8 protein-coding genes and 3 pseudogenes are annotated in these 12,846 nt (G+C 64.4%); 10 read left to right on the top strand and 1 reads right to left on the bottom strand.

What is annotated here, in order from left to right:
• Positions 1-581: 581 nt before the first annotated feature.
• Positions 582-2,711, bottom strand: coding sequence for an ATP-binding protein (locus ACFV4N_RS11255; RefSeq protein ID WP_499672364.1), 2,130 nt, complete (start codon positions 2,709-2,711; stop codon positions 582-584).
• 262 nt (positions 2,712-2,973) lie between these two features.
• Between ACFV4N_RS11255 and ACFV4N_RS11250 the strand changes: the two are divergent.
• The 10 genes and pseudogenes from ACFV4N_RS11250 to ACFV4N_RS11205 form a co-directional block, all read left to right on the top strand.
• Positions 2,974-3,380, top strand: a pseudogene (locus ACFV4N_RS11250) (winged helix-turn-helix domain-containing protein); the annotation flags it as partial.
• A gap of 228 nt (positions 3,381-3,608) precedes the next feature.
• Positions 3,609-4,049 (top strand): annotated as a pseudogene (locus ACFV4N_RS11245) (trehalase-like domain-containing protein); the annotation flags it as partial.
• A gap of 768 nt (positions 4,050-4,817) precedes the next feature.
• Complete coding sequence (locus ACFV4N_RS11240) at positions 4,818-5,363, top strand: integrase core domain-containing protein (RefSeq protein ID WP_499672363.1); 546 nt, start codon at positions 4,818-4,820, stop codon at positions 5,361-5,363.
• Positions 5,364-5,486: 123 nt separating this feature from the next.
• Complete coding sequence (locus ACFV4N_RS11235) at positions 5,487-5,630, top strand: trehalase-like domain-containing protein (RefSeq protein ID WP_499672362.1); 144 nt, start codon at positions 5,487-5,489, stop codon at positions 5,628-5,630.
• A 141-nt stretch (positions 5,631-5,771) separates the two neighbouring features.
• The gene (locus tag ACFV4N_RS11230) at positions 5,772-6,110 is read left to right on the top strand and encodes a helix-turn-helix domain-containing protein (RefSeq protein WP_499672361.1); all 339 of its coding nucleotides are present in this window, start codon (positions 5,772-5,774) and stop codon (positions 6,108-6,110) included.
• 18 nt (positions 6,111-6,128) lie between these two features.
• Positions 6,129-6,992 (top strand): ImmA/IrrE family metallo-endopeptidase, encoded by an 864-nt coding sequence (locus tag ACFV4N_RS11225; RefSeq protein WP_499672360.1) that lies wholly within the window; start codon positions 6,129-6,131, stop codon positions 6,990-6,992.
• Positions 6,992-7,609 (top strand): PIN domain-containing protein, encoded by a 618-nt coding sequence (locus ACFV4N_RS11220; RefSeq protein ID WP_499672359.1) that lies wholly within the window; start codon positions 6,992-6,994, stop codon positions 7,607-7,609. Before ACFV4N_RS11225 ends, ACFV4N_RS11220 begins: the two co-directional genes overlap by 1 nt.
• Before the next feature lie 497 nt (positions 7,610-8,106).
• Positions 8,107-9,249, top strand: a complete 1,143-nt coding sequence (locus ACFV4N_RS11215) for a hypothetical protein (protein WP_499672358.1) — start codon at positions 8,107-8,109, stop codon at positions 9,247-9,249.
• Positions 9,162-11,954 carry a hypothetical protein gene (locus ACFV4N_RS11210; RefSeq protein ID WP_499672357.1) on the top strand — a complete coding sequence of 931 codons (2,793 nt, stop codon included), beginning with the start codon at positions 9,162-9,164 and terminating at the stop codon, positions 11,952-11,954. The genes ACFV4N_RS11215 and ACFV4N_RS11210 overlap by 88 nt, the downstream gene beginning before the upstream one ends.
• A gap of 518 nt (positions 11,955-12,472) precedes the next feature.
• Positions 12,473-12,846, top strand: a pseudogene (locus ACFV4N_RS11205) (transposase); the annotation flags it as partial.

Here is a 12,846-nt window from a genome sequence, read left to right as displayed (position 1 = left end):
AGAACGGCGCCAACCTTGTCCGGAGCACAGAACCCGCAACCGCGAGGCAACCGAGCAGAACCGATCCGGACCTGTACAGCTCAAGACGCCGTCACCACGGACAGGCAAGAATCACCACCGAAGAAAGCGAGCACCGCACCCAACGCGGCTATAGGCGACGCGGTACAGTCTTGTCGCACATCACGAGTCGCCTTCAGGTCAACTTGAAGAGACGACCTCTTGACCAACCGATATGTTGCAGGTTCCTCCTCCAGAATTGTCCAAATCATGGCCTGAACTGCGCAAACGCTAAATCAGCAGGTGGCGGCGTTGCAGTTGAACGCACTTCATCGCAGTCCACTCCGGTTCGTTCACCTTTAATCCTCCCAATCGCCTCCCATCTTCCTCCCACCGCAGTTCCGTGTCGACCGCTACGAACGTCGAACACATGTGCGTAAATTCGGTGACCAACGTGGTCACGGACAGCACCACGACCGTAACCATAGCCGCTTCGATGACGAGATGGTTTGATCAACAGGGAGGAACCAGCAGCGATTGAAGCCGCGGGTCAGAGCTGCATGCCATCTTCGGCGCCCTGCAGGTCATGATGGCGCGGTAGCAGGCAGGGCTGCGCATTTACCTCGCAAACGGCTCACATCGGAGCCGCGTCGTTGCGCGTCGTAGAGCCTGATCGCTCGTCGCCAGGTGGCGCGTGCTTGGTCATGGCGCTGGAGTGCGCTGTACACCTCGCCAAGCATGTCGAGCACGTCTGCCAGGAAGTAGTTGTCACCGAGTTCTTCGTACAGCAGGGCGGCCTGGCTGTAGTGGCGCGCGGCGGTGGCGGGGTCACCGGCGTGATGGGCGATGTATCCCAAGCCGTCGAGGACATGGGCTTGGCCCGCTCGGTGGCGGTGGTGTCGGTGCAAGGTGAGGGCGACCTGGCAGTACCGTCGGGCGAGGTCGAGGTCGCCATGGCGGGCGAGGTAAGAGCCGATGGCGTTGATCGTGTCCGCTTGGGCGATGAGGCCGTTCGAGCTCCGGTAGAGGTTGAGTGCGCGAACGGCATGGTCCAGCGCACACGCGGTGTCCTGCTGCTGTTCGCGAATCCAGGCCAGGACATAGTGCGCGTCGGCCTGTCCGTAGTGATCGGAAGCGTCTTCCGCGATGTGCACAGCCTGCTGGAGATGCCGGATCCCCTTCGTGTGGTGACCCAAGCGGGCGTGGGCGATGCCCACGCCGCGGTGGGCGTACATCAGTGCGACAGGATCGTCGAGGTGTTCGGCGGCGTGCAGGGCGTCCTCCCAGGCTCGTAACTGCTCGTGACGGTGTCCACGGCGATAGTGGAAGGTGTCGGTGGCCCAAGCCAGGTTCCACACCAGCCGGTGCAGTCCCAGTTCCACGGCAGTGCAACGAACAGCGGACAGGCACCTGTGTTCGAGGTCGAACCATCTCAAAGACGACGCGGGGTCGGACACGCGACCGACACTCGACCCCACCGGTATGCCAGGGATCGCGCGACCTCGGTACGGCTCCAGAATCCGGTCGCCGCTCAGGGCTGCGTGCACGTAGAAATCGAGCACTCCACGCACGGCCGTGATCCGCTCGCCTACGGGCAACCGGTGGCCGAGGTCGGCAGCGAAGCGGCGGACCAGGTCATGCATGACGTACCGGCCGTGTGCGTCACGATCCACCAGAGATGCCTTGCACAGGTCACGCAAAATCGCGGTGACTGCGGGAAGCGGCACTCCGATGAGGGCGGCTGCGGCATCCGCCGCGATGTCCGGTCCGGGCGCGATGCCCAGCAGCGAGAACGCTCGAACCTCCCGGTCGCCGAGAGCTTGGCAGGACCACGAGAACACATCGGGCAGGCTCGCCGCAGGGTCGGCGTCATCCATCGCGGCCAGCCCCATGCTCCGCAACTCGGCAACGAACGAGGCCAAGGGAATCCGTGGATGGCTGTCCGCTCGTCCGGCGATGATCGCCAAGGCGAGGGGAAACCCCTTGCACAGCCGGACCAACTCGTCGACCGCGAACGCTTCGTCCTCCAACCGCCGGGGCGACAGACGGGCGGACAGCAGCGCACGGGCTTGCTCGAAACCCAGCACTTCCAGGGCCACGGGTTTGGCCGAGTGCCCCGTGATCAGAGCAGGCAGCCGGTCGCGACTGGTTACCAGCACGACGCAGGAGGCACTGCCGGGCAGAAGCGGCACGACCTGTGCCGTATCGGCGGCGTTGTCCAACACCACCAACATCCGCTTACCCGCCGACAAGCTCCTGAACAACGCCGCCTGGGCGTTTACCTCGGCCGGAACTCGATCCGGCGCTACCCCCAACGCCTCCAGAAAGCCACGCAGCGCCACCTCCGAGGAGGTCGGCGCACCTCCGGGACTGAAACCACACAGGTCGACGAACAGTTGGCCATCGGGAAACCGTTCCAGGACCCGATGCGCCCAACGCAGGGCCAACCACGTCTTGCCCAGTCCTCCGATGCCGGTCACGAGCAGGATGCGCATCGTCGCAGGTGCAGCCCGCCTCTCGTCGTCCGTGCCGAGCAGGTGGTCGAGACGCGCCAGCTCGACCTTACGGCCGACGAACCCGGCCGGATCAGCGAGAAGCTGCCGTGGAAGCACAGCGGCCGTACCGGCACTGGTATGGAAGTGCACACCGCCCTGCACCATCCCCGCCTGCACGACCTGTCCCACAACGGCATCCATCACCTCGTTGTGCGTCACTCACCACCCCGTCAAAGACATGCATTGCTCACATGAGCGTCCATACGCTCGAAGGGTCGCTGAACCCGATTCACCGTCCACTCGAACACGGAAACCGAATCTACCCGACGCGAACTTCCACCCAACTCGATAACCGAGTCATCAAAAAAGCCAATACCTTCATAAGAAAAACTTACCGAACGGCTTTGCAGAGGTTGAGTTCGCGTTGGCGGAGTGAAACTGGCCCCGTGACGTTCCTTGACCGTCGCGCTATGCCAGGTGGATAAGGTATGCACAGGGTGGAGGACTGACGCCCCGCGAGCAGCAGGCGCGGGCGCGCGACTGCAGGCCGGTGAGCGGTTCGCCCGGGGCGAGAAGACTACGGCGGTCGCCGCGGAGCTGCGGGTGGGTGTGCGGCAGGTGGAGAAGTGGCGCCGCAGCTGGCGCGAGGGCGGGATGGACGCGTTGCGCTCGGCGGGGCCGATGTCGGTGGAGCGGCTCTCGCCCGTGCAGTGGGAGCGGCTGGAGCGCGCGCTGGCCAAGGGTCCGTTGGCGCACGGCTGGGACGAGGGTCGGGGGTGAACCCTGGGCCGGATCAAGACCATGATCGGCCGGTTGTTCCGGGTCGGCTACACGGTGCAGGGTGTGCGGCTGCTGCTGCGGCGGCACGGCTGGTCGCTGCAGGTGCCTGTGGGGTGCCAGAACTCTGAATTGAGCGCTGAGCTGCGGCGATCGCGCACTATGTGCTGCACAAGCATGATCGTGAGGCGTGGCGCGACCAGTCGGGCACCTCGGAACCGATAAGGCTGTACTCACCTGGCGTGAACTGGCACGTCCCTCCAATGGTGTGCCGCTCGAAAAGCCATCGTCGCAGGTCACTCCGTCATGCCAGCATTCTGGCTGACCATGAGAGAACTGGTGCGGTTGCTGCGTGAACGCGAGGGCCTGTGCATCATGGGCACCTCGGAGCCGATGGTGCTGCGCTCGCCGGGCGTGAACTGGCAGATCAGCTCCGACGGCCGGCAGGAGACCGCCACCGCGGTCGTCCGGCCACGCGAGGGCGCGGCGATCCCGCCGGGGACTGCACCGCGGCACCGACAACCTGTCCGAGACCACCCTCCGGCGGACCCGAACAGCGCACCCACGCCAGCACACACTGGTCGGACAGGGCCGCCACGCTCAAACTGCCTGTGGTCGAGCCGTACGGACCTGGTGCTGCGCTCCGCGCTGACGCTCAAGGGCCTGGTGCACCACGACACCGGCGCGATCATGGCCGCCGCGACCACCTCGCTACCCGAGGAGCTGGGCGGCATCCGCAACCAGGACTACTGGTACCGCTGGCTATGCGACATCGCGCTGCACCCCTTGACTGCCTGCAAGAAGCACCTCGAGGCAACATCCAAGCAGAGCGATACAGTCATACAGCACACCGCGAGTCGCCTTCAGTCGAGCCCGAAGAGCGACCACTTGACCAACCGATATGGTGCAGACTCCTCCCCCAGAATGGCCCAAATCATACCCTGACCTGCGGAAACACTAAATCAGCAGGTGGCGACGGTGCAGTTGAATGCACTTCATCGCAGTTCACTTCGGTTCATTCTCCTTGAATCCTCCCAATCGCCTCCCATCTTCCTCCCACCGCAGGCTCATGTCGACCGCAACAGCCGTCGAACACATGTGCGCAAATCAAGTGACCAGCGCGTCCATAGACAGCGGCACTGCTGTAGCCGCAACAGTTGTGCCACCGACGCAACTTGACCGTCAGGGCGTAGCCATGACTCCTGAAGCCGCAGGTCAGAGCCGCCACGTCACCTTCGCGCTCTGGCAGACCCGCTGGTGCGATGACTTAACAGCTGGAGATCCCACGGACGGCGAACTGACAGCTTGTTGCGGATCTCGATCGGCCCGCCCGAAACCACGTTCGGCAGGCGGGGCCGGCCCAGCGACCCACCCCGCCCCTCATCGTTCACTCCTCCTAGACCGCCTCGGCCTCCCGCCTGGACCGCGCCAGCCGGGCTGCAACGATCCTGCCCACGGCGTTGATCACCGCAGCAACAACGCCCGCACCGGCGGAGATGATCACGACTAACAGTTCCAAAGGCATACCGGACTCCCGACCCTGCTCAGATGGCCCCTCAAAACTTCAAGCGAAGTCGGGAACCACACGGAGACGGTGGCGATTCGCCAGTGGAGACAGCACTCGGCAGGGAGACACCTCAACCCGCGCCAATCAGAGACCGCTGCTCCCCACCGCGACCACCGGGGGAAGCCCGCTACCCCACCAACGGGCCACCGACGGACAAGGTTCCCGGCCAGCCATCCGAGACGTCGGGAACACGACCACGACCCTGTCCCCACCCGCATCCTCGACGGTCTGATCAACGAGTACGGACACGTCACTTGACCAGCAGCGATGACTTGTCGAGCGGCACACGGTTCGTCGGCACCGTAAGACGCAAAGCCACCGACCGACTGCTCATCACCAACGAACACCACCTGAGATCAGTGCTCGACCGGTACGCGACCCACTACAACCACCGCCGACCACACCAAGCACTGCAACTCGCGCCACCACGGTCAGACCAGCCGACCGCAGAGCCGCGCTGCACCTCGATACGCCGCCGACCAGTCCTCGGCGGCCTGACCAACGAGTACGCACCCATAGCAGCCTAACCGCAGGTCAGGCCATGTGGCCGACTTTTGGCACCCCACAGGCTCCGCCGCTGACCCTAGGCTTCCACCTCGCGCCACTCGAGAAGTCCGGTACCACCGCTGTGAGAGTGCGGCGACCTGCGCGTGGTCGGCACCTCGGGCCCGATGGTGCTGCGCTCCCCCGGCGTGGACTGGCAGATCACCACCGATGGCCAGCAGGAGACCAGCAGCGATGACGCCCGGGCAGCACAAGGTGCCGGACCAGATCACCTATACGTTGCACCATAAGTGCTGGTCAGCGTCCTGTTCCACACCTCTGGCGTTACCGAACTGTGCCCATGCCGCGTCGGTTGACAGTGGCATGTTCGGCCATGTCACCCCTATACTTGAATCATCTTGACCGTACTTGATTCACACCGATGAGGGGGCATGTTGACGGCCAACGTTGGCACACTGATCAAGCGCGCTATGGACACCGCACAGCTGAGTCAGCGCGCGCTCGAAGCGGCGACCGGCATCTCCCAGTCGACGGTGTCACGGATCGTGTCAGGCGAGCGGGCTGCGAAGATGCCGGAGATCGTCGCGATCGCGCAGGCCACCGGGCATACGGTTGCCCAGCTGACGGGCAACTCGACGGTGGCCGCCCGGGTGCAATGCGCGCCACGGTCGACGAATGCCTCGAACATGCCGCGCATGCGAGAGGCGCTGCTGCACTACCTGGAACTCGATGCCTACCTAGACGACCAGGCCGTGCCGGCCACGATGTGACGCGACAAGCCAACAAGTATGAGCGCTGAGACCGAAGGCCGTGCCGCGGCGGAAAAGTTCCGAGTCGACCACCACTTGGGCGTGCAGCCGTTGGGCGACTTGGTCGTGACCATCGAGCAGGCCACGGGATTTGACGTGGCCATGCTCCGCGTGGAGCCTGATGAACACGGCTTGACGATGCGGGACCCAGTGCGTGGCGCCGTATTCATCGGCGTCGCATGCACCTCGAACCCGATGCGCCAGCGCAGCACATTGGCACACGAGCTGGCACACGTACTGTTTGAAGACTGGACCGACAGCAGCGAAGTCGACTGGGGAGGCAGGGACTACACGGAGAGTCGCGCTGACGCCTTCGCACGTCACCTGCTCCTGCCTCTCCAAGGACTGCACGAGTTTCTCGAGGAGCGCACGACCGTTGCGGAGTCGGATCTCTCGGCGGTTGTCCAACGGTTCCTGCTGTCGCCTCGCATGGCCGCGATCCAACTGGAACAAGGCGGCCACATCAGCACCGCGCTCAAGACGCAGTGGAAGGACCTGACCACGCCGCAATTAGCCGCCCGGTATGGCTGGACCGATCAATACCTCGCGCTGAAGGCAGAGTCCGAACATCCGCGTGCACCACAACGGCTGCTCGCCCGAGCCAACAGAGGCTACGCCGAGTCAGTGTTGCCAGCGCAAGCGATCGCCACCCTGCGCGGTATCACCGTCGCGGAGGCTGAAGCCGAGCTTCATAAGGCCGGCATCTTCCCGATCGAGAGCGAGGCCGTGTGGGCCGGCGCCAGTGATCTGCCCGAGGTGGACGTTGATCTGACCGACCTGCTCGAGACCCTTGGCGTGCCCAGCGACGGTGATACGGACGAGAGGTCGGAGCGAGACCTCTGATGGAACACCACCGGCCGATCATCGATGCCGGCCCCGGGCTGAACTTCCTGTCCATCAATCAGGAGAACCTGCTCATTCGAATCCTGGGGCCGATGAGTACTCCCGCAACAGTAGCGGAGGAAATCAAGCGGAAAGCCCGGGAGGACGAGCGTTTCAAGGCCGCTGGGACGACTATGGGAAAACTCGTTCCCAAGTACCTGAACATACTTCCCGACGATCCGACCCCTGATCTCGAAGCTGTCGTGAACCGGATCACCCAACTGCCCATGGTCCAACGGCAACGGCAGGCGAAGGATCTGGGCGAGCTGATGGTCGTCGCACACGCGGTTGTGGCGGCCCAAGCAGGGCAGCAGGTTATCGTGCTCATCGATGATGCGGATGGCGCGCGCCTTGCCGGGCAGGAAATCCGACGTCTTCGTCGCCTCCAGGCGCAAGGAAAGCCTGTTGGAGCTATCAAGCTGGCAGGAACTCTGACGATTCTCCAAGGTGCTGTGCGCAGAAAACTCGTGCCGGACAAGGGCGCCATGCGCAAAATTTACGGTCGCCTACGCAGCCTCGACGATGGCCTCGTGCCAATCGAGCAAACCGAACTGCTGTCCAACGCACTCTGGCAATGATCACTGGACCGCCCCGGCGAAGTGGGAGGGCGGATCGGTTGGCTCAGACCGCTATGCCGGTGCTGTGGCCGTCCGACGGAACGTCTCGTACTCCGCCGGAGGAACGTTCCCACAGAAGGAATGCGGTCTTTGGGCGTTGCACCAGGCAACTCATCTCGTCGTGGCTATCGTCACGTCCGTCCCGTTCTTCTAGCCTGTGCCGCTCGAAAAAGTCATCACTGCACAGCTGTTCCACTTTTATCACCGATCTGATCCGAGCAGTCCTCACACTCCATACTCAACGCCGGATGAAGTTGAAAAGGGCTGACTGACAGCACAGGCGTGCGCCGCATTGATTCACCCAACATCAGAAATTCAAGAATCAACGAACAGATCCTTCCCTCATCACGACGTAATACCCCGATTTACCAGGCCGCGGAAGCCGGTGTGTCTCCCCCACCTCGCCGCGCGATGGGCGCACAATGGTCACCCAGGCCAGGAGAAGAGGAGCGGTGCGCGTGACGAGCGGTCTGTCAAGGTATGTCCGGTCGGCCGGTGCGCCGGTTCTGCTGGGCGACGACGGTTTTCTCCTGCTGCCGTCCGATCCTCGCTGGTTGGCCGACGCCCCGGACCGGGAGAAAGACCTTGGACCACCGAGTTTGGTGACGGATCCCGGGGTGTTGAGCGGGCGGTTCGTTCTGCTCGCGGCGGGCGGTGCAGGCAAGACCGAGACCTGCAAGGCACTGGCCGGGTTCGAGGGTGCGGAGTACGTCAACGCGGCGCCGCTGACGAGGGAAGACCTGTGGATCAGGATTGCCGCCGTGGTCGATCGAGGTACCACTGCGTACCTCGACGGTCTTGATCAGGCCGCTTCCCGTGATCCGATGCTGTTGCAGTGGCTGGCCGAGGAGCTGTCCTTCGGAGCTGCGGCGTCGGTTTCGTGGCGGTTGGCGTGTCGTGCGGTCGCGCGTGAGTCGGCGTTGACCGCGGCCGGGTTCGACGAACTGACTCTGCTGCCGCTCGACAGGGCTTCCGCCGAGGCTCTGGTCGACGAAAAGGGGTACGACGGCCCCGCCTTCATCCATGCCCTGGTGGAGGCGGGACGGGGCGGCTTGTCCGCCTGCATCGGGCAGTTGCTGGCGGAAGCCCGCTTCTGGCACGACAAAGGCGCCCTGCCGGAGCAGTCACAGGATGCCCTGGCCTATGAGATCGCGCTGCTGCTGCAGGAGGCAAACAAAGGCCGTCGCCCCACCATGCCGCACGACCGCGTGACGCGACTCGCGAAACGCCTCGGCGCCTTCGCGGCGTTCAGCGGTGTACAGCGACTGACTCCTGCGGTGAGCACCGATAAGGGCACCTTGAGCGCCGACCGGCTGCCATCGACCCCGGAGCCCGATGAGTTCCGTCTGTTCGTGGAACCGGACAACTACCGTGACGTGATGGCCACGGGGCTGTTCGAAGCTGGCCCCGAGGGCACTGTGGTGTCCGCCACCAGCGCTATGTCGAGCACCTCGCCGCCGCGTACCTGGTCGAACGGGACGTCTCAGCCGGTCAGCTGCCAGCGTTGCTCGGCGTGCGCGAGTCCGGGGTGCTACCCCCTTCACGCATCGGGGTCGCCGCCTGGCTCGCCGCACTCGCGCCCGATCTGGTTATGTCGGTGATCAGGACCAACGCCCTGCTGTTCGCCTCGGCTTCCGCGACGATCGAGCTTCCGGACGCCAGGGCCCGCGCAGCTGTCGTCGACGGTCTTCTCGATACCGCTGGTCGTGGTGAGCAGGCTACTGAGTGGGGTCTGGATCTCGCCGGTCTGGCATACCCAGGTCTCAGCGAGGTGCTGGAACTGCGGCTCGGTCAATTGCGGTCCGACGCGGAGTTGTGGTGGGTGGCCCGTCTCGCTGCGGCTGGTGGATGTGTGTCGGCAGCAGGGCTTCTCGCCGCAGCCGCGTGCGACCTCAGGTGGTTCGCGTATGCCCGGCGGACTGCCGCACTTGCCGCGAGCAGGCTCGGTGACGACGAGATCAGGTTGTCACTGCGGGACCTGCTGGAGTCAGCTGAGGACGACCCGGACAACGAACTTCTCGCCACAGCGGTCGACATCCTGTACCCGGACTTGCTGACCACGCGCAGGCTCACAGAGGTGCTGCGGCCGCACCGGTCATCCCTAATCGGCAACTACCTGGTTCGTACGCTTCGATCGCTACCGGCTCTCATACCGGAGCAGGATCTCGCCGAGTTCCTGGCTTGGTTCGCCGATCAGGGTGATGACCACGACAAGTACGGTGATCTGTTTGCAGGTCTTGTGGACCGCGCTTGGCAGCACGTCGAACATTCTCCCGTCCGCGAGGCACTCGCCCGGTTGATCGCAGCCGGCTTCCACTCCCACCAGTGGAGCGCGCAGAGTTCACGTCGCCCCCCGACGAAGTGGGTCGACGGGCCCGATGAACTCCGTCGCAAACTCGCCTGTGAGGTCGCCGCGCTCGACGAACACGCGTGGTTTCCCGTAATCAGTCTCGGACTCCTGAACCACACCGACCTCGACTGGTTGCGCGCGGTGCTTCCCACCGTCGCCCCGGATACCGGCAGCGTGCTCAAGGCTTGCCTGAAGCAGCTCCGACTCGCATCCCACCAGGCACCGGTGATCACTTTGGATGAGTCGGAGATCGTGCCTGCTCACATCGAAGAAGTCGCCAGCGCACTGGATCGGCTTGAATCGGATGTGTCGTTCTGGCCGAACGTCGTCTCGATGCTCTACCACGATCCCGGTCAGAGCTTCGGTGCCGATCTCACCGAGGCGCCCGGCTGGAGGCGGTTGAGCGAGGCGCAACAAGGTCAGCTCGTTCGCGCAGGCATTCGCTACCTCCGCGACCACGAACCAGCCCCTCAAGCGTGGTGCGCTCGGGTGAAGCTGCGATTCGATCAGGTGGTGCAGGACTGGTACGGAGTCCACCTCATAGCCACACTCGTGCAACTGGACGTCGGTGAGCTGGTCGGGCTCGGGGAGGATCTTTGGAAGCGCTGGGCGCACTGTGTCGTCGCCACTCCGCTGTCCAGCGAGACCAGCGACTCGCTACTCAGGGAGTACCTGCTCCGCATCGGCCTCCGATGTGCGCGCCAGTACATCCTTCAAGCAGCGCTTGCGCACCTCGATGAATTGCAAGCGAACAACAGGAACCTCCGACCCCATGCGATCTACGAATGGCTCGCCGCCGACTTGGCGGAGGAAATCGCGGATCGCGTCGTGTCCGGACGCTACAGTGGCGAACTCGCCGGCAATCTGCTCGATGTGCTCGCGGAGGTTTCGCCCCCGACTGCGGCCGACACCTGCCGGCTGCTCGTCGGGAACGCGAGCCCACTGGCGGAGCGCGCTTGGGAGCACCTGAAGTTGCTGGACCCGAATTATGTGGTCAGGTCTTTGATCAACAGCAGTGCAAGCACTCAAGAGATCATCGCAGCTGTTGAGGACCTCGACGTCGGCAGGCTCGACATGCGACATCTCGTCGACGCGGCCAAGCTATTGCTAGACAGCTTCCCGTTCGAGGACGACGTGCCTCTAGACACGAGCGATGCATTGATGTCCCGGATTGAATGTATTGAAGCGCAACACACTCGGAATCAAGTGTTGCAACGACTCGTCGACAACGGTCAGGTGGACGACCTCACCGCCCTCTGCGGAGGCCGCTCAGAGCTGACGCAGAGCACTATCGCCCGTCATCTGCGTCAGGCCGAGTCCCGACGTGCCGACCTGGACGTACCGCTGATCGAACCCGTGACCTTGCTAAAAGTCCTGGCCCGCGGGGACGCGCGTCTGATTCGCAACGACGCCGATCTCGTCGCAGTACTGCTGCGGCACTACGACGACCTCCAGCGCTACCTGCGATACGACGATGGCTGGCGCGAGGTCTGGCTGGAGGAATCGCCGCGAGTCGAGGACGACATCTCCGACTGGATACGTCGCAGAGGTCTCGAACGACTGAACACCGACCGGATCGTGGTCGACCGTGAACTGCAAGTCGCTCGCCCGAGGGGCGGCGGCATCGGAACCCGCGTGGACCTCACCACCACGTCCTGCACGGTCGGCGGAGGCCTCGCACGCGTCAGCATCGAGGCCAAACGAGCCGATAGCGACGAGTTGTACACCGCGATGCGGGAACAGCTGATCGACCGTTACCTCGTCCCCTTGAATCGCCGACACGGCATCTACATCGTCTACTGGGTCGCACCCAAGTACCGCCCGCAGAAGTGGTCGAAGAACCGGGCCAACGATGCAGACGCACTGCTCAACGAACTGCAGCAACAGGCGGAACAGGCTGCAGCCGACGGTTTCAGGATCACTCCATACGTACTCGACGTCAGCCCATCCGCATAACCGCGAACAACAGGTGAGCCGGGGGTTTTCGAGGTGGAGCCTCGAGGACCTCGGCGGTCACGCCTGGGTTGCGGTGAGCAGAAACTGGGCCCAGGCGGCGGCGCGGGCGGGTTCGCCGACCAGCAGCGGGTCGGGGATGCCGCCGACGTAGAAGGACATCGGCCTGCTCGGCACGGCGCAGCCGCCAGGTGATGGCCTTGGCGGCCGAGCCGGGCAGCCAGCCGGTCCTGGGCCCGGTGTCGAAGGCGTGCGCGGTGACGTGGTGCCCGAGCGGTGCGAGGCCCTCCGGCCACTCGCGCACACCGCGGCAGGTGGAGGCCAGCTCGCCGGTGGCCTGGTCAGCGGCAGACTTGCGGATGGCGGGGCGGCTGAGGCCGAGGGCGTGCGTGGGCGCCGTGCCTGCCGATAACCTTATCTATGCAGGTAGAGGACGTATGAAGCCTAAGACCTCCTAACACAATGGGGTGATGTTGCCTCTGCGCTGTCGAGCGGGGTGATCGTTGGGCCGATGGGTGGGTGTGTCGAAGCCGTGGCTGGTCGATGACGGGTTGTGGGAGCTGGTCGAGCCGTTGCTGCCGGTGCCCTCGCGCCGGTTCCGCAATCCCGGTCGACGTCGATTACCGGACCGGTTGTGCCTACAGGGCATCCTATTCGTGCTGCACACCGGCATCGGCTGGGAGCACCTGCCCCAGGAGCTCGGCTTCGGCTCGGGCATGACCTGCTGGCGCCGGTTACGGCACTGGAACGAGGCCGGCGTGTGGCAGCGGCTGCACGAGGTGCTGCTGGCCGAGCTGCGAGCGGCCAACCGGATCGACTGGTCCCGCGCGGTGGTCGACTCCTCCCACGTCCGGGCGTTAAATGGGGGCCCAAGACCGGGCCGAGCCCGGTCGAC

The organism is Actinosynnema sp. NPDC059797 (genome assembly GCF_042732085.1).
Taxonomy (GTDB): Bacteria; Actinomycetota; Actinomycetes; order Mycobacteriales; family Pseudonocardiaceae; genus Actinosynnema.
This window is presented reverse-complemented; position numbering and strand designations above follow the sequence as displayed.